This is a genomic window from Serratia sp. Ser99 (genome assembly GCF_024519545.1).
Classification (GTDB): Bacteria; Pseudomonadota; Gammaproteobacteria; order Enterobacterales; family Enterobacteriaceae; genus Serratia; species Serratia liquefaciens.
In genome coordinates, this window is the sequence record NZ_JALJRT010000003.1 from 322316 (window position 1) to 343371 (window position 21056).

The window sequence follows — 21056 nt, forward strand, 5'->3', positions numbered from 1 at the left end:
CCTCCTAACGTTTTAACCAGCCGGCCAGTTTCTGCCATGGCGTTGGCGGCAGTTCGCGGACCGCGCCCCGGGCGAAATAGCGCTCAATGTAATACTGAATGACCGACAGTGCGGTGGTGATGAACAGGTACCAAATCGTGGCGACCATCAGCAGTGGGATCACCTGCTGAGTGCGGTTATAGATCACCTGAATGGTGTAAAACAGCTCAGGCAGCGCCAATACGTAAACGATGGAAGTGCCTTTCGCCAGGCTGATGATTTCGTTGAAACCGGTCGGAACGATGGAGCGCAGCGCCTGCGGCAGAATGATACGAAAGGTGCGCCGATAACCCGGCAGGCCAAGCGCCGCCGCGGCCTCATGCTGGCCGTATTCCACGCCGAGAATGCCGCCGCGGATGATTTCTGCGGTATAGGCCGATTGCACCAGCGTCAGCCCCAGCACCGCCACGGAGAACTGGCTGAGAATATCGATGGTCGGATAGCTGGCGAACACCACCGAAGTAAAGGGAATACCTAACGAAATCGCATCGTACAGGTATGAAAAGTTATACAAAATAATCAGCACCAGAATCAGCGGCAGTGAGCGGAACAGCCAGATATACCCCCACGCCAGCGAGGCCAGCAGATAAGAGCGTGACAGCCGCGCCAGCGCCAGCAGGGTGCCGAAGATGATGCTGAACAGGGTGCCAAGCAGCGTCAGCAGCAGGGTCTGCCCCAACCCCGACAGCACCGCCGGTGCAAAGAACCACTCGGCGAACACGCCCCATTCCCAACGTTCGTTAGCCGCCACCGACTGGACGATGGCCGCCAGAATAAAGACTGAAAACAGCGCGCCCACCAGCCGTAGCGGGTAGCGTGCGGGAACCACTTTTAACACTTCTTGTTTGGACATTGCAGATCTCCTGAAACAGATAAAAAAGGGTTAAGAAGGGGGCTTCCCCCTAGGCAATCTTCCTTTCCGGCGCGCAACAGAGTGCGTCCGCTGTTGTCAGGCTTTTGCGAAACGGCAGTCGGCCGTCGTAGGGTGGGCGGCTGTAGACCTCACTGTCGACGCTGGGATCGAACTGTGGCTGATAGCCGTTGCTCAAATACAGACCCACGGCCTCCGGCTGGCGAAAGCCGGTGGTCAGATAGAGCTGACGATAACCCTGTTCCAGCGCCAGCGTTTCCAACTGTTGCAATACCCGCTGCGCCAGCCCCTGTCGGCGCAGGTCTGTTCGGGTCCAGATACGCTTGAGTTCGGCAGTTTGCGGATCGTAGCGTTTGAAAGCCCCCATGGCGATGGGCTCTCCGGCCCGCAGCAGCACGATAAAGGCGCCCTGCGGTGGGGCGTACAGATCCAGCGTTTCCTGCTCCTGGTCACCAAAATAGTTGCCGTAGCGTCGGCGGTACTCGTCGAACAGTCCTGCGATCACCGGTTCGATCAGCGGATCGTCCGGCAGCGTTTGGATAAAAACGTCATTTGCCATCTGTATGCTCCTAATCGCCCAAGCCCTGTGGGTTGATCTCCGAGTGCGAAATGCGTTCGACGCTCTCACCCCAACGATTCAATACCTGATCGTATTGCCCCCCCTGGATCACCCCGTTCAGCGCTTCGTTCACTGCGTACACCAGGCCATTGCCTTTTTTGGTGGTGACGGCAATGTGCGCCACTTTTGGCCAGCCGCCGTCTACCGTGCCCGCCAGTTTGGTACGGCCATTGAGCGCAGCCTTGTAGGCACCCATCACATTGGGACCGAAATAAGCGTCGGCGCGGCCGGACTGGAGAGCCAGTGTGGCGGCGGCATCATCGGTGACGTAGACAGGCTGCAGCGGTTTCAGCCCTTGTTGTTGGTTCTGTTTGTCCCAGTCCAGCAGGATAGCTTCCTGGTTGGTGCCTGAGCCGACGATGATCTTCAACCCGGCGATGTCTTTGGCCTCTTTAATCGAAGTGATCTTGCCGTTCGATTTCACGTAGAAGCCGAGGGAATCGATGCGATAGGTGGCGAAATCAAAGCGTGTCTTACGCTCTTTGGTCACGGTGACGTTGGTGATGGCGGCGTCGTATTTGCCAGAGGCGACGCCCAGCGGCCAGTCCTCCCACGAGGTTTGCACCACGTTCAGTTCCAGGCCCAGACTGTCGGCGACCAACTGTGCGATGTCGGATTCGCTGCCAATCAACGTTTTATTGTCCGAGGCGAACAGCGCCAGCGGCGGGGTATTGAGCGCGGCAATCGCCACGGTGAACTTGCCCGGTTGCACGAAATGGAAACCTTGCGGCAGTTTGGCGATCGCCTGCGGGTTTTTAGCCACGTGAATGCGGGTTTCATTGGCTTTTAAATCGATGCCGGTGCCGGCTGCCAGCGCCGTGCCGGCCAGGCTTAACGAAGCCAGGAGTGCGGCAACGGCGGTGACGGTAAAGGTATTTCGCATAGCAGCTATCCCTGAAAATAATATTATTGTTATTGGGTAAATTGGTTCAGTGGCTGCTTCAGGCCAAGGTGATCGCGCAGCGTGTCGCCGTTGTAATCACTGCGGAACAGGCCGCGTTGTTGCAAAATGGGCACTACGCGGTCGACAAAGTGGCTGAATGAATTTGGCGTACCGCCGCTGATGATGAAACCGTCGGCGGCCTGGGTGTCGAACCAGTTTTGCAGGCCGTCGGCCACCGCTTCCGGCGTACCGCCGAATACCGGACGTGGTGAGGCCGCCTCCAGCGCCACTTCACGCAGCGTCAGATTGCGCTCACGGGCGTTGCGTTTGATGGCGTCGGTGGTGCTGCGAAAGCTGTTTTGCCCCAGGTCGCCAATATCTGGGAAGGGTTCATCCAGCGGGTGACGCGAAAAGTCATAATGCTCAAAGTAGCGGCCCAGATAATTGAGCGCATTTTCGATGCTGACCAGGCGCGCGGTTTCCCAATACTGACGCTCCACGTCTTCATTATCGTCACCGACGATCACGCTGACGCCCTGGAAGATCCGCAGGTCATCCGGTTCGCGCCCTTGTTCCACCAACTGTTTTTTGACGTCCTGATAAAATGCTTGCGCCTGTTGTTGCGATTCATGATGAGTGAAGATGGCATCGGCGTGTTTGGCCGCCAATTGCTTGCCGTCTTCCGAAGCGCCCGCCTGGAACAGGATCGGACGGCCCTGCGGCGTACGGCCAATATTCAGTGGCCCCTGAACAGAGAAGAACTCTCCCTGATGGTTTAGGGTATGCAGTTTTCCGGCACTGAAAAATTCGCCGCTCTGCTTGTTGCGCACGAAGGCGTCGGCTTCCCACGAGTCCCACAGCCCTTTGGTTACGTCGAGGTATTCGCTGGCAATGCGGTAACGCAGGCTGTGTTCCGGATGTTCGGCGCGCGAGAAATTTTTCGCGGATCCTTCCAGTGGCGAGGTGACAACGTTCCAGCCCGCCCGGCCTTTGCTCAGGTGATCGAGGCTGGCGAACTGGCGAGCCACGGTAAAGGGATCGCTGTAGGAGGTGGATAATGTGCCCACCAGGCCGATTTTGTCGGTCGCTGCGGACAGGGCGGCAAGCAGGGTTAGCGGTTCAAAACGATTGAGAAAGTGCGGGATGGACTTCTCATTGATATATAAGCCGTCTGCAACAAACACGAAATCCAATTTACCCTGTTCGGCTTTTTTCGCCGTGGCAATATTAAAATCGAGATTAATACTGGCGTCGGCGGTGGCATCCGGATGCCGCCAGGCAGACATATTTCCCGACGCGCCATGCAAAATGGCGCCAAGACGCAATTGCCGTTGATTATTCGCACTGTTGCTCATTGCTTTCACCCTGTTAAATGCCGGTGTGGCGCTCTCTTTAGAGCTCCACTATTGATTAGCGTCATCAGGATGTAAAACAACAAAACAGCATATTCAAATGTTGAAAATAGCAAATATAACGGTGAGGGAAATAATAAATCGCAGCGCAGAATACTCTACGCCGCGAAATAATAACCAGACAGGTTTACACGTTGCTGGTGGCTTTTTCCGGCACCGTGGTTAATTGTTGCAGCGTGCGCTCCGCCAACAGTTCGAAATATTGCGAAGCGGGGAAAATCGCCTGTTCATCCGGATTGAAACGCGGATGGTGCAGGCCGAACTCGCTTGCCGAACCGATGCTGACGAACACGCCCGGGACATGATGCAGATAAAGCGCGAAGTCTTCGCCACCCATTTGTAACTCGGCTTCTTCCACCCGGTAACCCGCTTCGGCCGCGACGGTTTTGCTGAACGCTGCCCAGCGTGGGTCGTTGATGACCGCTGGTGGCCCGGCCTGCCAACGCAATTCTGCTTCTGCGCCAAGCGAGGCGGCCACGCCGTTAATCACCTGGCGGATTTTATCCGGTACCTGACGGCGAACCGCATCACTGTGGGTGCGCACCGTGCCCTCCAGCTCTACGGTCTGCGGCAGAACGTTCCAGGTATTGCCGCCCTCGATACGCGTGACGCTTACCACCAGGGATTCCAGCGAACTGAAGCTGCGGCTGGGCAGGGTTTGCAATGCGGTAACGATCTGGCTGGCGGTGACAATGGTGTCGATCCCTTGCTCCGGCTTGGCAGCGTGCGCGCCCTTGCCGGTGATCAGAATTTGGAAACGATCGACGTTGGCGTAAAACGGGCCTGCTCGGGTGGCAAAGGTGCCGGTCGGTAACTCTGGCGCGTTATGTAAGCCGAAGACTGCCGCCACGTTATCCAGCGCACCGGCGTCGATCAGGTGTTGGGCACCGTTGAAGGTTTCTTCTGCTGGCTGGAAGAAAATACGCACCGTACCGGGCAGAGTCGCCTCACGCGCTTTCAACAAGTGCGCGGCGCCGAGCATGACCGACGTGTGAAAATCATGTCCGCAGGCGTGCATCACGCCGCTGTTTTGCGAGCTGAACGGCACGCCGGAAATTTCTTCGATCGGCAAGGCGTCAATATCGCCACGCAGCGCAATGATCGGCCCCTTGCCACTGCCGATTTCGGCCACTACGCCAGTCTTCAGCCCGAGCGGCAAAATACGGATACCGGCCTCTTCCAGCCAACGGGTGAGGCGGGCGGTCGTGGCAAACTCATGGTTGGACAGCTCAGGGTTCTGATGCAGTTCACGGCGATAGGCGATGATTTTTTCGGCCAGTTGGCTGGTCATAGTCTTGGCTCACAGTGGTTAACAAGTTTTAACCCTAGTGCAGCGCGGCCGGAAGCAAAAAGACTATATGGTTATATTTCATAGCGATTGTGTCTGCATCACGCCGTCAATACGCGTTGACGTCCCATCAAACAGGCGTTCGACCGCTGTTCGCTGGGGTTTAGAGAGGATTGGACTGCCCGTGGCGGCAATGGCCAAGGGGGGAGGCGGTTTACAGCGTCGGAGACGGATTTTTTCACTTTTTATCGTTTTTATGTGATCCAGGTTGTGGACAAAATCCCGTCTAATTGCTGTACTGTACTGGACACACGTTTTGTGTCTTACATTCACGTTAAAGGTAAGTTTGATGTCTAAGATTAAAGGTAGCGTTAAGTGGTTTAATGAATCCAAAGGCTTCGGCTTCATTACTCCGGAAGATGGTAGCAAGGACGTTTTCGTTCACTTCTCTGCCATCGCTAGCAATGGTTTCAAAACTCTTGCTGAAGGCCAGCGTGTAGAATTTGAAATCACGAACGGTGCCAAAGGGCCATCTGCTGCTAACGTTATCGCTATCTAAGCTACAGTAGCCGAAATTCTTAAAACCCGCTCTCAGAGCGGGTTTTTTATTGCCTTTTTACGACGATTTACGCCTGCGGTTTACGTACCAGCAGCTTAAACAGCACGATGGCGATGGCATAACAGCCGACGATGGTTAGCGCCATCGACACGCTGGAGGTACCGCCCAGGCCGGTAAGCGGCACGCTGCAGGCACCCAGAGCAAACATGCTCACGCCAATCAATGCGGAGGCGCTGCCGGCTTTGTCCCCTTGGCTTTGCATCGCCAAAGATGACGCCGTAGGGCCCACGATGCCGATCACCGCTACCGAGAAGAACAGCGGCACCAGCAATAGCACCAGCGGGGCGTGCAGGCTGGCAGCCAGCAACAGCAGCAGCGAGGAAACCGCAGCCAGCGTTAAGCCGCCTTTCAGCACCTTTCTTTCTCCCCAATGTATGCTCAGGCGACTGGAGATTTGCGCCGAAATAATCAGCCCGACGCCGTTGATGGCGAAGCACAGGCTGAACATCTGCGGGCTGAGGCCGTAAATCTGTTGCAGCACGAAAGGAGAGGCGCCGATGTAGGCGAACATCCCGGCCATGACGAAACCTTGCGTCAGACACAGGCCCATAAATTGGCGTTGGGTCAGCAAGCCGCCCAGCGACTGCAACATCGCCAAAATCCCGCCCTGGCTGCGACGTTCCGCGGGCAGTGACTCGCTGAGCTTCAGACTGGCTAGCGTAAACAGCAGCACTGCGATACCTGCCAGTACGCCGAAAATTCCTCGCCAGTCCATGAACTGCAGCATGGCTCCCCCCAGCACTGGCGCAACGATCGGCGCCAGGCCGTTAACCAACATCAGCAGGGCGAAGAAGCGTGTCAGTTCATGCCCGGAATAGAGATCGCGGGCTATAGCGCGCGAAATGACTGCACCACCGGCACCGGCCAGCCCTTGCAACAGGCGGGCAATCAGCAACTGGTCGATATTCGGCGCCAACGCGCACCACAGTGACGCGAACAGCAGCAGCGTTAACGACACCAGCAGCGGACGCATACGGCCGAGCTTGTCGCTGTAAGGGCCGAAAATCAGTTGGCCGACGCCTAACCCCAGCAGGCCGGCGGTCAGGCTGAGCTGTGCCGTGGCGGTAGAGGTATTCAGCTCTCCGGCCATCTCCGGCAGGGCGGGCAGGTAGAGATCGATACACAGCGGCCCCAGTGAGGCGAGCAGGCCAAGCACGAGCGCGTACACCAGACGTTGTCTGGCTAATGGTCTGGTCATAAGGATTAAGGTTTCCTGAACAGGTGAGAGATAGCTTGTTGGTATAAGCCGTTCAGCAAGCTGACGTCGGCTTTTTGTGTGGTGAGTATGCGATAGCCGGTGCCTTCGCTTAATACGGCAATAAATTCCACCCTGGCGGCAATTTCCTGCTCGCTGAAATACGGGTAGAGCCGACGCAGGCTTTGGCAAACATGATGAAACAAGCGCGTTTCCGCATCGCTGAGCATTTTCGCCACCGTCGGGTTACGGGTGGCTTCAGCGGTCACTTCCAGCATCAGCATGTGATCGGTTTCAGTTTCGCCCGGCTGCTGAAACAGGCTGCGTGCCGCCAGAGTGCCGGCGATCAGGTTGATATGGTCGCCGAGATCTTCCAGGCGGCGCATTTTACTGGCGATGATGCGGTTGACGATCTCTTCGATGATGGCGTCTTTATTGTCGAAATAGCGGTAGATCTGGCCAACGCTCAGCTGCGAGGCATGCGCGATTTCCGCCATACTGGCGGCGTGGAAACCGTGCTGGCGAAAGCAGAGTTTTGCGGCGTCGACAATCTGATCGCGGCGGGCCTGTACTTTAGCCTGCTTGCTGTCGCTGGTGGATATCATGTCCCGATCCTTTGCCAAGAAATGTGTTGTTCATCTTCTGGGTGTGAACGTTCATTCTCAATTGTAATGCAACAACGGCAATAGGCAATAGGGCAAGGGTAAAGGTGGGGAAGCGCTGCGGTTTAGGCGAACAGATATACCTTGATAAAGGCGACAACAACCAGCAGGCACAGCAGGGTTGCGGCAACTTCAGTGACGGTTCTTGGCAGGCTTGGCATCTGAGTTCTCATCCAGTTGGGGTGACTGGATGAGATTATGCGCACGGGAGATTAAGGAAACATTAAGGCAGCGAAATCACTTATTGCCCGTTGACCCAGATGACCAGCATAAACGCCAACAGGGTCATCGCCAGCGATCCCGCCAGGTTGAGCAGCATATTGCCCAACGCCCAGGCGAAACGACCATCCTGCAGCAAATACACCACTTCCAGAGAAAAGGTGGAAAAGGTGGTCAGGCCGCCGCAAAAACCGGTGGTGATCAGCAGTTTCCAGGTCGGATCCAGGTGTGTCATCCGGGTGAATATCGCCATAGCCAGGCCGATGATAAAACCGCCCAGCAGGTTCACCGCCAGCGTACCCAGCGGGATGTGCGCATTGAGCGGGTTCATCTTCATGCTTATGGCCCAGCGCAGCACGCTGCCGACACCACCGCCAATAAAAACTGCCAGTAAAGAACTCAACATGGTCGAAACTACCTTTCATTCAAGGGGAAATAAAACTCAGAAAGGTTCAGGCGTAACGCTACGCACCCCTCTGAGAGGTTACGTAGACATCATCAGCCTGTGAGGGCGGTTATGGAGGAATGTCATCTCCGTCGTTCGGCACGGCTGTTTGGCTGTGCATAGGGGATGTTACACCCAGCGCAGCCCGTTTTGTAGTAGCAAAAGTGACAGAAAAAACGGAAGTCGTCACTCTGGGCGTCAATGGCCGGGTACGGCCAGCTCCAGGCGATTGCGGCCGTTGTTCTTGGCGCGGTACAACGCATTGTCTGCGGCTTTCAGCCAGTCCAGATAGCCGCTCATCTCGCCGTGATAATCCGCAATGCCGGCGCTGATGTTGAGCCGCAGTTGCGGGGCTTCGCGAAAAATGACCTCATTGAGCCGTTCCTGAATGCGCAATAACGCAATGCTGGCCTGCTCGGCGCTGGTGTTGGGCAGCACTGCGCCAAATTCGTCGCCGCCGTAGCGTCCGACAATATCTACGGCGCGCAGACCAATTAACAGTTCTTCCGCCAGCACTGCCAGCGCTTCGTCCCCCAACGCGTGGCCGAAGGTGTCGTTGATGGTTTTAAAGCGATCGATATCCATCAGGATCAGGGTTGCGGTGTGCTGATAACGGCGACAGCTGTCAAATTGATGATGCAGCAAATGCTCCCAGTGGCGGCGGTTGTACAACCCGGTAAGCCCGTCACGCATGCTGATGCGCAGCAGCTCCTGTTTCTTTTCCGCCAGCCGTTTGGCGGTGCGGTAGGTGACTAACCCCAGCAGTATCGGATAGAGGTAGATCATTGGCAGGCACAGGTAGACCTGCGACGCCGTACTTTCCGGCTGAAAGGGAAAGCCCATCAGGGCGCCGATCGTCAGAGCGCCAGCCAGTTGTGCCGCCAGGCCTTTGAAGAACAGCGGTTTACCCGCAGCGGCTATGTTGTTCATTCCCATCATCGATAAGATTACCACCGACGGCAAGGCGTTGAAGGCCATCATCGCCACCCACAGGCCGCCGAAAAACGAATCGACCAGCAGGTTACGGATTTCGGCCTTGAACGGCTGGGAGGAACGTCGTGCCCATTGATAGGCGAGGTGTGGCCAGATAAAGCCGTGCAAAATCAGCAGGACCCACAACCATGGGGCGGTGTTTTGGGTGTAGAAAACTGAAAATACGCACAGAGAACCTATGCCCAGGCCGACGATGCGCGGCAGATAGGTGCGTCTGGCAAAGCTAAGGCCGGATTTTCGGGTATCTATGACTGATGGCTTGTACATCCGGCAACTCCATGATGAGCAGGGTGACAGCGTACCACGCGGCTTCTAAACTCAGAATAGTCTGATTAACGCCCAGTGCGGATAAAATCGAGCCGTGGTGGGGATCTCACTCTGTTACATGTTGCTGTTGTCTTGCTCCGGAGAAAGTAGGTAAATACCCGCAGGCAAGGTTTGTTTTCTCGCTGCATTCGCAGCGCTATATGAATAAGAAGGTGAGTATGGAAGGGATCAGTATTACCAAACTTCTGGTGATTGCGGTGTTGATCATCTTGCTGTTCGGTACCAGCAAACTGCGCACGTTGGGCGCGGATTTAGGTGCGGCGCTGAAGGGCTTTAAAAAGGCCGTGGGCGACGATACCACCCCACCGCCAGCCAACACCGCAGAAAGCCAGGCCAACCCGCAGAGCGTCGAAAAGAAAGACGTTTAATCACGCTTTCTGCCAGGCAATAAAAAACGGATGCCGCGAGGACATCCGTTTTTTGCCGTTTCCGCAGGGGGAAACGTAACAAATCATTGCTACGATTACTTCACTTCCATCCCTTTTGCCTGCAAATCGGCATGGTAGGAGGAACGAACAAACGGACCGCAGGCTGCATGGGTAAAGCCCATTGCCATCGCTTCTTCTTTCATTTCATCGAATTCGGCAGGGCTGACGTAACGCTGCACCGGCAGGTGATGACGGCTTGGCTGCAAATACTGGCCCAAGGTCAACATGGTGACGCCATGGCGACGCAGATCGCGCATGACCTCAACGATTTCCGCATTGGTTTCCCCCAGGCCGACCATCAGGCCAGACTTGGTTGGGATATGCGGATGCGCTTCCTTGAACCGCTCCAGCAGCTTCAGTGACCACTCGTAGTTAGCGCCCGGACGCACCTGGCGATAAACACGCGGCACGTTTTCCAGATTGTGGTTAAACACATCCGGCGGCGTTTCGGTCAGAATCTCCAGTGCGCGATCCATACGGCCGCGGAAGTCAGGCACCAGGGTTTCAATCTTGATGGTTGGGTTTTTCGCGCGGATGGCAGCGATGCAGTCGGCAAAGTGCTGGGCACCGCCGTCACGCAGGTCGTCGCGGTCAACCGAGGTGATCACCACATAGCGCAGGCCCATATCGGCGATGGTCTGAGCCAGTTTCTCCGGCTCGTTGGCATCCGGGGCTACTGGACGACCGTGGGCTACGTCGCAGAACGGGCAGCGACGGGTACAGATTGCGCCCAGGATCATAAAGGTCGCGGTGCCGTGGTTGAAACACTCAGACAGGTTCGGGCAGGAAGCTTCTTCGCACACCGAATGCAGACCGTTTTTACGCATTGCGGCTTTAATGCCCTGAATGCGCGTAGAGTCGGCAGGGAGTTTGATTTTCATCCACTCGGGTTTACGCAACAGCTCCTGCCGTTCGGTGACCACCGTTTTAATCGGGATCAACGCCATTTTGTCTGCATCGCGGTATTTGACGCCGCGTTCCATCTGAATTGGTTTACTCATAATCGTGCAGGTTCCAGTTACGAAGCTCGACCTTCGGGTAGCCGAGTAAATGAACAAATTCCTGTACCAGGACGGGGTGTACGTCTTCTATGCCGACGCCGGGCGCCAGCGCGCTGACCTGCGCCATCTGCATGCCGGCGTAACCGCAAGGGTTGATACGCTGGAAAGGGGTGAGATCCATGGCCACATTCAGGGCCAGGCCGTGGAATGAACTGCCTTTGCGGATCCGCAAACCCAACGAACAGATCTTTTGCTCCCCCACGTAAACACCGGGCGCATCCGGACGGGCACGCGATTCAATGTGAAAGTGGGCGAGGGTATTAATAACGGTATCTTCGATAGCCGTGACCAGTTGGCGAACGCCAACCTTGCTGCGTTTCAGATCGACCATCACGTACATCACCTGTTGCCCCGGCCCGTGGTAGGTTACCTGGCCACCGCGATCGCTCTGGATCACCGGAATGTCACCCGGCATTAACAGATGCTCCGCTTTACCGGCCTGGCCCTGAGTAAATACGGGCTGATGCTGAACCAACCACAGCTCATCGGGCGTGGCTTCGGTTCGGCGATCGGTGAAGTTGTGCATGGCTTGGGATACAGGCTCGTAGGGCTGCAACCCCAGCTGACGCAAAATGATCTTGTCTGGTTGCAAAAGAGTCATCGTCAGGTTACAGAAGTGGTAAAGCCATTATACCGGGCGCTCTGGCCCGCGACCAGCATTTATACCCTTCATGCTTGAAGCTGCCTCTGTGTTGGCCACGATTTCTCACCCGAATCACTTACTTAAGTAAGCTCAGCGGTATTCGGCCGCTTGCCGCCTTGATGCAGCTCCAATCATTTTGGGATAGCTGACCCAAAATGCGCAACCCGGGCAGAGGATGCTCTGGCCCGGGTTGAAAAGCAGAGGATTGTGCTGGAATTACAGCACCATGCGGACAATTTCAAGGTTGCCCAACTCATCATATAAGGTTTCCACCTGGTCAATATGGGTGGCATTGATGGTGATGGACACGGAGTGGTAATTGCCTTTGCTGCTAGGTTTAACCTGCGGGTTATAGTCCCCAGGAGCGTGGCGCTGCACCACTTCAACCACCTGGTCTACCAGCTCGGGTTGTGCCAGGCCCATTACCTTGTAGGTAAATGAGCAAGGGAATTCGAGCAGTTCGTTCAGTTTAGTTTTCATGTGCGCTCCAGAGTGCGGCTATCGATATAGCGAGTCTATAAATTATAACTCCCGCCGGAGCGGGAGTTAATGTTAATCAGTATATGGGGGCAATTTTGCCCATTTCAACTGTTAACCGAACCAGTGGTGGAACATCAGTTTGATGTAATCGACGATACGGCTGAAGAAACCGCCTTCTTTCACTTCGTTCATCACTACCAGCGGACGCTGGTCGATGGTTTTACCGTCCAGCTGGAAGTTGATGCTGCCGACAACCTGGTTTTTAGCCAGTGGCGCATGAATTTCCGGGGTGTTCAGCACGTAGCTGGCTTTAAGATCTTTCATGCGGCCGCGTGGGATGGTCAGGTAAACGTCTTTGTCTACGCCCAACTCAACGCGATCTGCATCGCCGAACCAGACTGGCTCAGACGCAAACTCTTTGCCTACTTTCAGTGGCGCAACGGTTTCGAAGAAGCGGAAGCCCCAGGTCAGCAGTTTCTTGCTCTCGGTTTCGCGGCCCTTGTAAGTACGACCGCCCAGCACTGCGGAGATCAGACGCATCTGGCCTTCGGTCGCAGAAGCCACCAGGTTATAGCCCGCGGCGTCGGTATGGCCGGTTTTGATGCCGTCCACGTTCAGGCTGGTATCCCACAGCAGACCGTTACGGTTCATCTGGCGGATATTGTTGAAGGTGAACTCTTTTTCTTTATAAATAGCGTATTCGTCCGGCACGTCGCGGATCAGCGCCTGGCCGATCAACGCCATATCGCGTGCGGAGCTGTACTGACCCTGTGCGTCCAGGCCGTGTACCGTTTGGAAGTGGGTGTTCTGCAGGCCCAGCTTGCTGACGTAGGTGTTCATCAGGTTAACGAATGCGTCCTGGCTGCCGGCCACGTAGTCGGCCATGGCCACGCAGGCGTCGTTACCTGACTGCAGGTTGATGCCGCGGGTCAGCTTGGAGACCGGTACGCGGTCGCCAGGCTTGAGGAACATCAGGGAAGACCCTTTGAATACCGGGTTGCCGGTTGCCCAGGCGTCTTGACCTACGGTCACCAGATCTTCCTGGCCGATTTTGCCTGCTTTCAGCGCTTGACCGATGACGTAGCTGGTCATCATTTTTGTCAGGCTGGCAGGGTCACGGCGCGCATCGGCGTTCATTTCCGCCAAAACTTTACCGGAATTGTAATCAATCAGGACGTAGGATTCCGCATCGATCTGCGGCACGCCTGGGATCATGGTCTTGATATTAACGTCATCGGCATGCGCAACGGTGGTTGCACTCATCGCGATAACGGTGCCGAGCGCTATGCTCTTGATTAAGCGAAAAGAAGTTACTTGTTTCATGATCGAGACTACAACATCCATGAGGGTAAAGTTAAAAAACGAGCCACACTATAACAGATGAGATCCTGGCAGGCATTAGTCAATCCTCTGACTTATCACGCTTTACAAGCTTTTGCTGAAAGAAAATGTTTCAGCTAAAAATCAGCTTATCGGTCGCGATTGCCCGCCGGTCTATGTTTAGGGTGCGGCAGTGACAAAAGATTGTTGCTGCGCTTCAGTGGCCAGGCGCTGCTGCAGCTGAGCCGCTTGCTGACGATCGCTGAACGGGCCGAGCTGTACGCGGTAGACGCTGCCGTTGGCGGCAACTTTACCCGGTACACCGAATTTTTGGCTCAGGCTTTGCTGCCAGCTTTGCGCGCGCTCGGCACTGCTCAGCGCGCCGACCTGCACCACATAGCCGCCTGTTGAAGAGGCGCTGCTTGCTGCAACGGCGGCGGTCGCGGCGACCGGTGCGGCAATGGCGACGGGTTCAGGCTCTGAGCCTTCCAACACGCCGGCCGGTACGGCGCTTGGCGCGCCGAGGAAGCCGCTGCGGCTATTGCCGGCGCTGCTTGCCGGAGCCGCGTCGCCGGTGTTCAGGCTGCTGTTGTCAATCGGGCGCACGGCGGCACCGCTGGCCACTGGGACGTCCTGTTGAATGGGAGTTCCCATGCTGCTGGAGCCCAGATCCGGGCGAGCGGGCAGGGCATAGCTTTGTTTGGCGACGGTAGTGCCGATGGTGCCAGGGCCACTGAGGGTGCCATCCGGGGCAACGTTGATGAAATCAACCTTGACCTTGGTGTTGTTGGACAGGTTCAGACGATCGGCGACGGCTCGCGACAAATCGATGATGCGACCTTTGGTGTAAGGCCCGCGATCGTTAACGCGCACTACCAGCTGGCGACCGTTGGCCAGGTTGGTCACGCGTACGTAGCTTGGGATCGGCAGCGTCGGGTGTGCGGCGGTCAGGCCGTTAGGATCAAACTGTTCCCCCAGCGCGGTGGTATTCCCCCTGGCTTCTTCGCCATAGGAACTGGCCAGACCGGTCTGCGAGAAGTTCTGAGGATCTTTTACAATGCGGTAAGTGTCGCCATTAACCTTATAATCCTGCAGGTTATTAGGGTTATAGGGTTCATATTGAGGCTCAACGCCACCGATTTCCACCACCGGTCCGTTATACGGCTGCTGCGGCGGCGCTTGCTGTTCCGTGGTCGGGGCGGTACAGGCGGAAAGCAATACCGCGACTACGCCGACCCAAAGCCATTCCTTACGCATTACTCACCTCTTATAAACTTTTAGACATCATTTTCCGATGCGTGTGGATCGACATGATAATGCCGAACCCAGCCATAAGCACAATCAGCGCCGAACCCCCGTAACTGACCAGAGGCAAAGGTACGCCAACTACCGGTAAAATACCACTGACCATACCAATGTTAACAAACACATAAACGAACAAAATCAGCATCAGCCCGCCGACCATCACTCGGCCGAAGGTGGTTTGCGCCTTGGCGGCGATCATCAAACCGCGGATGATCACCAGCAGGTATAGCGCCAGCAGCACCAGTACCCCGACCAGCCCCAGCTCCTCGGCCAGCACCGCAAAGATAAAGTCGGTGTGGCGTTCCGGCAGAAATTCCAGCTGTGACTGAGTACCATGCAGCCAGCCTTTACCGGACAGACCGCCTGAGCCGATGGCAATTTTCGACTGAATAATGTGGTAGCCGGCGCCAAGGGGGTCGGTTTCCGGATCGAGCAGCATCATAACGCGGTCGCGCTGATAGCCGTGCATCAGGAAGAACCACAGCACCGGGATAAAGGCCGCCAGCAGCACGGCGGCTACGGCGATCAGCTTCCAGCTCATGCCGGACAGGAATAGCACGAACAGGCCGGAGGCGGCGATCAGAATCGAGGTACCCAAATCCGGCTGTGCGGCAACCAGCAGCGTAGGCAGGAAAATCAGTACCAGCGCAATCGCCGTATTCTTCAAAGAAGGGGGGCAGACGTCGCGGTTCATAAAGCGCGCTACCATCAGCGGTACCGCGATTTTGGCGATCTCTGACGGCTGGAAACGCACGAAGCCGAGATCCAGCCAGCGCTGGGCGCCTTTACTGATCTGGCCGAAAGCGTCTACCAAAATCAGCAGTATCACGCAGAAAATATACAGATACGGTGCCCAGCTTTCATAGACCCGCGGCGGGATTTGCGCCATGACGGCCATGACGATCAACCCCATGACAATCTGGCCGATCTTGCGCTCCATCATGCCGATGTCCTGGCCGCTGGCGCTCCACATCACGAAAGCGCTGTAGACCAGCAGGGCCAGAATTAACAGCAGGAATGTGGGGTCGATATGGATTTTGGTCCAGATCGACGCTTTTTGTTGGCTTTCAGTCATGTTCTACCTTAATCACCTTCTACACCAGGCGGCAGCGGAGCCGCGTCCGGTAATTGCGTATTGTTGTCGCCCAGCAAGATATGGTCGAGGATCTGACGAGTGATCGTCCCGACCGCTGGACCGGCACCGCCGTTTTCCAGAATGATGGCGACCGAAACCGTCGGATTATCGAAGGGAGCGAAGGCCGTCATCAGTTTGTGGTCACGCAGGTGCTCTGCGAGTTTGTGGGCGTTATAGGTTTCGTAACCGAATACCTGCGCGGTCCCCGATTTCGCCGCGGCTTTGTATGGCGTACCTGCAAAGTACTTGCGTGCCGTCCCATTTGGGCGGTTGGCCACGCCATACATGCCGTCTTTGGCAATTTCCCAGAAGCCGGAATGAATATCGCCGATCTGCGTGCTCTCTTCCTGCTGGAAAGGCACCAGCACGCCATTGATACGGGTGCTCTGCAGCAGGTGCGGCGTTTTGACGTTGCCGTCGTTAATCAGGGTGGTCAGCGCCTTGGCCATCTGGATCGGCGTCGCCGTCCAATAACCCTGGCCGATACCTACCGGAATGGTGTCGCCCTGATACCAGGGTTTTTTATAGCGCTTGAATTTCCAGTCACGAGTCGGCATCAGGCCGGAACGCTCTTCTGACAGATCGATGCCGGTATATTCGCCGTAACCGAACTTGGTCAGCCAGGTTGAAAGGCGATCGATGCCCATGTCGTAAGCGACCTGATAGAAGAAGGTATCCGCGGACTCTTCCAACGCTTTGGTGACGTTCAGGCGGCCGTGGCCCCATTTTTTCCAGTCGCGGAAGCGTTTTTCCGAGCCGGGCAATTGCCACCAGCCGGGATCGAAGACGACGGTGTTCTTGGTGATCACCCCGGCGCTGAGCGCCGAAACGGAAATATACGGCTTCACCGTGGAGGCGGGTGGGTAGAGCCCTTGCGTGGCACGGTTGATTAGCGGCCGGTTCGGATCGTTGAGCAGCCCCTGATAATCCTTGCTGGAGATGCCGTCGACGAACAGGTTCGGGTCATAGCTGGGGTTGGACACCATAGCCAGAATGCCGCCGGTGCGCGGATCGCTCACCACCACTGCCGCACGGCTGCCCACCAGCAGCTGCTCGATATAGCGCTGCAGGTTGAGATCCAGCGTCAGATAGACGTCTTTGCCGGCGGAAGGCGGTTGCTCATGCAATTGGCGGATCACCCGGCCACGGTTGTTGACTTCAACCTCTTCGTAGCCGGTTTTGCCATGCAGGGTTTCTTCGTAATAGCGTTCGATGCCCAGCTTGCCGATGTCATGCGTCGCAGCGTAGTTGGCCAGCTTGCCGTCTTTATCCAGGCGTTCGACGTCACGGTCGTTGATCTTCGACACGTAGCCGATCACATGGGTCAGGGCGGAACCATAAGGGTAATAGCGACGCTGGTAGCCTTTGACCTCTACGCCGGGGAAGCGGAACTGGTTAACCGCAAAACGCGCCACCTGCACTTCACTCAGGGCGGTTTTCACCGGGATAGAGACGAAACGGCGCGAGCGCTTGCGCTCTTTTTCGAAGTTGGTGATGTCATCATCGGTCAAATCGACCACTGAACGCAGCGCCTGTAGCGTGGCTTTCAGGTCATCGACCTTTTCCGGCATCAACTCCAGTTGGTAGATGGTGCGGTTGAGCGCCAGCGGAGTGCCGTTGCGATCGTAAATAATGCCGCGGCTGGGCGCGATCGGCACCAGTTTGATGCGGTTTTCGTTGGAGCGGGTGCGGTAATCCTCAAAGCGGACGATTTGCAGGTTATACAGATTGGCGATGAGGGTGCCGGTCAGCACCAGGATGACCAAGAACGCCACCAGGGCGCGGCGTACAAACAGGGCGGATTCGGCCGTATAGTCGCGAAAAGGGTTACGTTCTATTTTCATCCCGCTGCTTTATTTCACTCTGTCACTATTACCACCGGTTATTCCCGGTGGTAAGGATGATTTGTTGTAATGCTCCAGGCGCGATAGAGGCTTTCAGCCACCAGCACGCGCACTAAAGGATGCGGTAATGTCAACGGTGAGAGCGACCAACTCTGTTCGGCGGCGGCCTTACACGCCGGGGCCAGCCCTTCCGGGCCGCCAATCAGCAGGCTGACGTTGCGGCCGTCCTGCTTCCAGCGTTCGAGTTGTTGCGCCAACTGCGGCGTTTCCCACGGCGTACCGGGAATATCCAGCGTGACAATGCGATTGCCTTTGCCTACCGCAGCCAGCATCTGCTCGCCTTCCTTTTCCAGAATGCGTTTGATATCGGCATTCTTGCCGCGCTTGCCCGCCGGGATTTCGGTCAGCTCAAACGGCATGTCTTTCGGAAAGCGGTGCAGATAATCCATAAAGCCGGTCTGCACCCAGTCTGGCATTTTAGTGCCGACGGCTACCAGTTGCAGTTTCACCGCTTAGCTCCAGAGTTTTTCCAGCTCGTACAACTGACGGCTCTCTTCCTGCATCACGTGAACGATCACGTCACCCAGGTCGACAACGATCCAGTCGGAGGCTTCCTGGCCTTTCATGCCGAACAGTTCCATACCGGCGGTGCGGGCTTCCTGCACCAGGTGGTTGGCGATCGACATCACGTGACGGGTAGAGGTCCCGGTGCAGATGATCATGCAATCGGTGATGCTGGATTTGTCTTGTACATCCAGAGCGATAATGTCTTGGCCTTTCAGGTCATCAATTTTATCGATGACGAAATCTTGGAGCGCTTTACCTTGCAAAGGTTCCCCCTCGGGTGTGTTCTGTTCATTCGACTGCGGCGGGCAACTTGCCCGTTTTGCGGCCTGAATCAATGATAAGTCGGCAGGATGCCGCTGAAAGCCAGCTGGTGACTGCCCGGCCAGCTAAGGATTCCGGGGTTTTCAGCGAATACCTGAAAAATAGCGGCGCAGTATATCACGCGGCTGTTGCTAGCGATATAAACCCTGTAACTCGATATAGCGCTGTACTGAACGCGGCAACAGGTCGTCACAGTTGAGTCCCTGATGGCGGCGCTGACGAATTTCCGTGGCCGAAATCTCCAGCTGTGGCGTATCGGCCAGATAAATAAATCCGTGAGGATGCCGGCTGAGCTGGGCGGGATCGCTCACCTGATGTTGCTCCAGCCACTGCTGTAGCTCAGGCGTATCCATGCGATCGTTGTACCCAGGGCGAGCGAGCACCAGCAGATGACAGGTATCCAGCAGCGACTGCCAGCGGTGCCATTTGTGCAGCGTCAACAGCGAGTCCTGGCCAATGATAAACGCCAGAGGCAAGGCGGCGCCACGTTCTTTACGAATGGCTTCCAGCGTCTCGATGGTATAGGAAGGGGTGGTGCGATGCAGTTCACGATCGTCAACCGCAAACAGCGGGTTACCGGCAATGGCCAATTCCACCATTTTCAACCGTTGCTGAGCGTTCGCTTCGGGCTGAGGGCGGTGCGGCGGAACATGGTTCGGCAGCAGCGTGACCCGGTTCAGACCAACCTCTGCGGCCAGCGCTTCCACCGGCCGCAGATGGCCGTAATGGATAGGGTCGAAGGTGCCGCCAAACAGGGCGTGCAGAACGGGAGTGCCTTGCGGATTAGTGGACATCTGAAAAACTCGTGGCCAGAGGTTTGCCGCACAGCAGCATCGACAGGGTTTCCAATTCAGACCAGACCGACTGGCCGTAATCCTGCTTAAGGGTGATTTCTATCTGCGTCAGCAGATGAACCGCTTGCCGCAGCTGGGCGCCGGACAGCCGTTGCAATGCCTGAGTTACCAGGTTACGGCGGTTTTGCCAAACCTTGTATTGATCGAATAGCGTACGCAAAGGCACTGTCGCCATGCGGCGTTGCAGGTTGAGCAACTGCAGCAGTTCCCGTTGCAGGGTTCGCAGCAGGATCACCGGCTCGACATCTTCCTGCTGCATCTGCTGCAGGATATGCCAGGCGCGTTTGCTTTTTCCGGCCAACAGGGCGTCCAGCCAGTGGAATGGCGTGAAGTGGGCGGCATCGTTCACGGCCAGTTCAACGCGCGGCAGCGTGAGTTTGCCATCCGGATGCAGCAACGACAGCCGCTCCAGCGCCTGCGACAGCGCCAGCAGGTTGCCTTCGTAGCAGTAACACAGCAGTTGGTTTGCCGCGTCGTCCAGTTCCAGCTTCAGGGTTTTGGCTCGTTGAGCGACCCAGCGGGGGAGCTGCGCCTGTTCCGGCGTCTGGCAACTGACGTAAGCGCCGTGCGGGCTGAGCGCCTTGAACCAGGCACTGTTTTCTTGCGCTTTGGTCAGGCGTGGCCCACGCAGCATCAGCAAAATGTCGTCATGCAGCAGTGCGGCCAGTTTGATCAGCTGTTCGCCGATCGGTGCCGTCGGCCCGTTCTCAGGGAAGATCAGCAGCAGCGTCTGACGGCTGGCGAACAGGCTCATGGCCTGACAGATGCTGAAGATGGCATCCCAATCGGTATGGGCGTCGAGCGAAATGCTGTAATGCTCGGTGAACTGCTGCTCTTGGGCCGCGTGGCGGATCAGATCCTGGCTTTCCTGCAGCAGCAGCGGCTCGTTGCCAGTCAATAAATAACAAGCGCGCAGCCCCTCTCGGAGCTGCGCGGCAAGTTGTTCAGGGTAAATACGAATCATTGATCTACGCGACTGGCCGCTTTTTCACCGGCGGCAGCGGCTTTCTGTTGGGTTTCTTCTTCCGCAGCGTGCACCGTCAGCAGCTTACGTACCAGCTGTTGGGCGGCCTGCTCGCGCATTTCCTGGCGAATAATTTCCTGTTCGGAATCTTTTGCCAATGCGGTCAACGGGTTATCGAAGAACGAACGGAAAACTTTAACGTTTAGCGGATACAGATCGTGACCCGGGATCAGCACCTGTGCCTGAACGGTCAGTACCATTTGGTACTCAGCGGTTTTACCGTCCTGGAAGATAGAGGCGGTATCCTGGCTCTCCGTGGCGCCAATGATGCGCAGGGAAGGGAGATCCTTACGCTTGGCATCCTTGACGATGGTCACGTCGCTGAGACGTAACTGCTCACGCACCGCGCGGGTCAGCGGACCATAAGGGTCCGAGCTGTCCAGCAGCAGCGTCTTCATTTCCGAAGGGACCTGCGTGGTACCACGCAGGTGAAAACCGCAGCCGGCGGTGACCAGCACCGCCAACCCCAGCAACAACGTCAGAATACGATGTCGCACAACGC

The 21056-nt window shown here is 56.5% G+C and carries 23 protein-coding genes and 1 riboswitch; of the genes, 2 read left to right on the forward strand and 21 right to left on the reverse strand.

Annotation, left to right across the window (positions count from 1 at the left end; genetic code table 11):
- Positions 1-4 precede the first annotated feature (4 nt).
- The 5 genes from NR114_RS09225 to NR114_RS09245 form a co-directional block, all read right to left on the reverse strand.
- On the reverse strand, positions 5-892 hold the full coding sequence (locus NR114_RS09225) for an amino acid ABC transporter permease (protein ID WP_020825601.1): 888 nt from the start codon (positions 890-892) through the stop codon (positions 5-7).
- Positions 893-941: 49 nt separating this feature from the next.
- A complete protein-coding gene (locus NR114_RS09230) occupies positions 942-1469 on the reverse strand; it encodes a GNAT family N-acetyltransferase (RefSeq protein WP_046374299.1) in 528 nt (175 codons plus the stop codon).
- A gap of 10 nt (positions 1470-1479) precedes the next feature.
- Positions 1480-2412 (reverse strand): ABC transporter substrate-binding protein, encoded by a 933-nt coding sequence (locus NR114_RS09235; RefSeq protein WP_046374298.1) that lies wholly within the window; start codon positions 2410-2412, stop codon positions 1480-1482.
- A gap of 29 nt (positions 2413-2441) precedes the next feature.
- A complete protein-coding gene (locus NR114_RS09240; protein WP_020825604.1) occupies positions 2442-3767 on the reverse strand; it encodes an LLM class flavin-dependent oxidoreductase in 1326 nt (441 codons plus the stop codon).
- Between the two features lie 184 nt (positions 3768-3951).
- Positions 3952-5115, reverse strand: a complete 1164-nt coding sequence (locus NR114_RS09245; protein WP_046374297.1) for a M20 peptidase aminoacylase family protein — start codon at positions 5113-5115, stop codon at positions 3952-3954.
- A 346-nt stretch (positions 5116-5461) separates the two neighbouring features.
- Between NR114_RS09245 and cspE the strand changes: the two genes are divergently transcribed.
- Positions 5462-5671, forward strand: coding sequence for a transcription antiterminator/RNA stability regulator CspE (cspE, locus tag NR114_RS09250; RefSeq protein ID WP_002210315.1), 210 nt, complete (start codon positions 5462-5464; stop codon positions 5669-5671).
- A gap of 67 nt (positions 5672-5738) precedes the next feature.
- Here the strand turns inward: cspE and NR114_RS09255 are convergent, their stop codons facing one another.
- From NR114_RS09255 to NR114_RS09270, 4 genes are all read right to left on the reverse strand, one after another.
- A complete protein-coding gene (locus tag NR114_RS09255; RefSeq protein WP_174573864.1) occupies positions 5739-6929 on the reverse strand; it encodes a multidrug effflux MFS transporter in 1191 nt (396 codons plus the stop codon).
- Between the two features lie 5 nt (positions 6930-6934).
- Positions 6935-7531, reverse strand: coding sequence for a TetR/AcrR family transcriptional regulator (locus NR114_RS09260; protein WP_020825607.1), 597 nt, complete (start codon positions 7529-7531; stop codon positions 6935-6937).
- Positions 7532-7829: 298 nt separating this feature from the next.
- Positions 7830-8213, reverse strand: coding sequence for a fluoride efflux transporter CrcB (crcB, locus tag NR114_RS09265; protein WP_020825608.1), 384 nt, complete (start codon positions 8211-8213; stop codon positions 7830-7832).
- 76 nt (positions 8214-8289) lie between these two features.
- Positions 8290-8352: riboswitch (Fluoride riboswitch) on the reverse strand.
- A 98-nt stretch (positions 8353-8450) separates the two neighbouring features.
- Positions 8451-9512: a diguanylate cyclase gene (locus tag NR114_RS09270; RefSeq protein WP_256814063.1), complete on the reverse strand. Its 1062-nt coding sequence runs from the start codon at positions 9510-9512 to the stop codon at positions 8451-8453.
- A 218-nt stretch (positions 9513-9730) separates the two neighbouring features.
- Between NR114_RS09270 and tatA the strand changes: the two genes are divergently transcribed.
- Positions 9731-9940, forward strand: a complete 210-nt coding sequence (tatA, locus tag NR114_RS09275) for a Sec-independent protein translocase subunit TatA (protein WP_020825610.1) — start codon at positions 9731-9733, stop codon at positions 9938-9940.
- A gap of 95 nt (positions 9941-10035) precedes the next feature.
- Here tatA and lipA read toward each other — a convergent pair whose 3' ends face one another.
- The 12 genes from lipA to lptE all read right to left on the reverse strand — a co-directional run bounded on the left by lipA (position 10036) and on the right by lptE (position 21051).
- A complete protein-coding gene (gene lipA, locus NR114_RS09280) occupies positions 10036-11001 on the reverse strand; it encodes a lipoyl synthase (protein WP_020825611.1) in 966 nt (321 codons plus the stop codon).
- On the reverse strand, positions 10994-11662 hold the full coding sequence (lipB, locus tag NR114_RS09285; protein WP_020825612.1) for a lipoyl(octanoyl) transferase LipB: 669 nt from the start codon (positions 11660-11662) through the stop codon (positions 10994-10996). The genes lipA and lipB overlap by 8 nt, the downstream gene beginning before the upstream one ends.
- 258 nt (positions 11663-11920) lie before the next feature.
- Positions 11921-12184, reverse strand: coding sequence for a DUF493 family protein YbeD (gene ybeD / locus NR114_RS09290; RefSeq protein ID WP_020825613.1), 264 nt, complete (start codon positions 12182-12184; stop codon positions 11921-11923).
- A gap of 111 nt (positions 12185-12295) precedes the next feature.
- Positions 12296-13507, reverse strand: a complete 1212-nt coding sequence (gene dacA, locus NR114_RS09295) for a D-alanyl-D-alanine carboxypeptidase DacA (RefSeq protein WP_020825614.1) — start codon at positions 13505-13507, stop codon at positions 12296-12298.
- A gap of 177 nt (positions 13508-13684) precedes the next feature.
- Positions 13685-14761 carry an endolytic peptidoglycan transglycosylase RlpA gene (gene rlpA, locus NR114_RS09300; protein ID WP_130015899.1) on the reverse strand — a complete coding sequence of 359 codons (1077 nt, stop codon included), beginning with the start codon at positions 14759-14761 and terminating at the stop codon, positions 13685-13687.
- Positions 14762-14771: 10 nt separating this feature from the next.
- Positions 14772-15884: a peptidoglycan glycosyltransferase MrdB gene (gene mrdB, locus NR114_RS09305; protein WP_020825616.1), complete on the reverse strand. Its 1113-nt coding sequence runs from the start codon at positions 15882-15884 to the stop codon at positions 14772-14774.
- A gap of 8 nt (positions 15885-15892) precedes the next feature.
- The gene (mrdA, locus tag NR114_RS09310; protein ID WP_115059646.1) at positions 15893-17788 is read right to left on the reverse strand and encodes a peptidoglycan DD-transpeptidase MrdA; all 1896 of its coding nucleotides are present in this window, start codon (positions 17786-17788) and stop codon (positions 15893-15895) included.
- A 38-nt stretch (positions 17789-17826) separates the two neighbouring features.
- The gene (gene rlmH, locus NR114_RS09315; protein WP_004949595.1) at positions 17827-18297 is read right to left on the reverse strand and encodes a 23S rRNA (pseudouridine(1915)-N(3))-methyltransferase RlmH; all 471 of its coding nucleotides are present in this window, start codon (positions 18295-18297) and stop codon (positions 17827-17829) included.
- A 3-nt stretch (positions 18298-18300) separates the two neighbouring features.
- Positions 18301-18618 carry a ribosome silencing factor gene (gene rsfS / locus NR114_RS09320; protein WP_020825618.1) on the reverse strand — a complete coding sequence of 106 codons (318 nt, stop codon included), beginning with the start codon at positions 18616-18618 and terminating at the stop codon, positions 18301-18303.
- A 189-nt stretch (positions 18619-18807) separates the two neighbouring features.
- The gene (gene nadD, locus NR114_RS09325) at positions 18808-19470 is read right to left on the reverse strand and encodes a nicotinate-nucleotide adenylyltransferase (RefSeq protein WP_048759491.1); all 663 of its coding nucleotides are present in this window, start codon (positions 19468-19470) and stop codon (positions 18808-18810) included.
- On the reverse strand, positions 19460-20494 hold the full coding sequence (holA, locus tag NR114_RS09330) for a DNA polymerase III subunit delta (protein ID WP_234529973.1): 1035 nt from the start codon (positions 20492-20494) through the stop codon (positions 19460-19462). Before holA ends, nadD begins: the two co-directional genes overlap by 11 nt.
- Positions 20491-21051, reverse strand: a complete 561-nt coding sequence (gene lptE / locus NR114_RS09335; protein WP_046374290.1) for an LPS assembly lipoprotein LptE — start codon at positions 21049-21051, stop codon at positions 20491-20493. Before lptE ends, holA begins: the two co-directional genes overlap by 4 nt.
- Between the last annotated feature and the right edge of the window lie 5 nt (positions 21052-21056).

Excerpts from the sequence above, each read along its gene's own strand:
- NR114_RS09225 (WP_020825601.1), bottom strand. The coding sequence starts at position 892 with ATGTCCAAACAAGAAGTGTTAAAAGTGGTTCCCGCACGCTACCCGCTA.
- NR114_RS09230 (WP_046374299.1), bottom strand. The coding sequence starts at position 1,469 with ATGGCAAATGACGTTTTTATCCAAACGCTGCCGGACGATCCGCTGATC.
- NR114_RS09235 (WP_046374298.1), bottom strand. The coding sequence starts at position 2,412 with ATGCGAAATACCTTTACCGTCACCGCCGTTGCCGCACTCCTGGCTTCG.
- NR114_RS09240 (WP_020825604.1), bottom strand. The coding sequence starts at position 3,767 with ATGAGCAACAGTGCGAATAATCAACGGCAATTGCGTCTTGGCGCCATT.
- NR114_RS09245 (WP_046374297.1), bottom strand. The coding sequence starts at position 5,115 with ATGACCAGCCAACTGGCCGAAAAAATCATCGCCTATCGCCGTGAACTG.
- cspE (WP_002210315.1), top strand. The coding sequence starts at position 5,462 with ATGTCTAAGATTAAAGGTAGCGTTAAGTGGTTTAATGAATCCAAAGGC.
- NR114_RS09255 (WP_174573864.1), bottom strand. The coding sequence starts at position 6,929 with ATGACCAGACCATTAGCCAGACAACGTCTGGTGTACGCGCTCGTGCTT.
- NR114_RS09260 (WP_020825607.1), bottom strand. The coding sequence starts at position 7,531 with ATGATATCCACCAGCGACAGCAAGCAGGCTAAAGTACAGGCCCGCCGC.
- crcB (WP_020825608.1), bottom strand. The coding sequence starts at position 8,213 with ATGTTGAGTTCTTTACTGGCAGTTTTTATTGGCGGTGGTGTCGGCAGC.
- NR114_RS09270 (WP_256814063.1), bottom strand. The coding sequence starts at position 9,512 with ATGTACAAGCCATCAGTCATAGATACCCGAAAATCCGGCCTTAGCTTT.
- tatA (WP_020825610.1), top strand. The coding sequence starts at position 9,731 with ATGGAAGGGATCAGTATTACCAAACTTCTGGTGATTGCGGTGTTGATC.
- lipA (WP_020825611.1), bottom strand. The coding sequence starts at position 11,001 with ATGAGTAAACCAATTCAGATGGAACGCGGCGTCAAATACCGCGATGCA.
- lipB (WP_020825612.1), bottom strand. The coding sequence starts at position 11,662 with ATGACTCTTTTGCAACCAGACAAGATCATTTTGCGTCAGCTGGGGTTG.
- ybeD (WP_020825613.1), bottom strand. The coding sequence starts at position 12,184 with ATGAAAACTAAACTGAACGAACTGCTCGAATTCCCTTGCTCATTTACC.
- dacA (WP_020825614.1), bottom strand. The coding sequence starts at position 13,507 with ATGAAACAAGTAACTTCTTTTCGCTTAATCAAGAGCATAGCGCTCGGC.
- rlpA (WP_130015899.1), bottom strand. The coding sequence starts at position 14,761 with ATGCGTAAGGAATGGCTTTGGGTCGGCGTAGTCGCGGTATTGCTTTCC.
- mrdB (WP_020825616.1), bottom strand. The coding sequence starts at position 15,884 with ATGACTGAAAGCCAACAAAAAGCGTCGATCTGGACCAAAATCCATATC.
- mrdA (WP_115059646.1), bottom strand. The coding sequence starts at position 17,788 with ATGAAAATAGAACGTAACCCTTTTCGCGACTATACGGCCGAATCCGCC.
- nadD (WP_048759491.1), bottom strand. The coding sequence starts at position 19,470 with ATGTCCACTAATCCGCAAGGCACTCCCGTTCTGCACGCCCTGTTTGGC.
- holA (WP_234529973.1), bottom strand. The coding sequence starts at position 20,494 with ATGATTCGTATTTACCCTGAACAACTTGCCGCGCAGCTCCGAGAGGGG.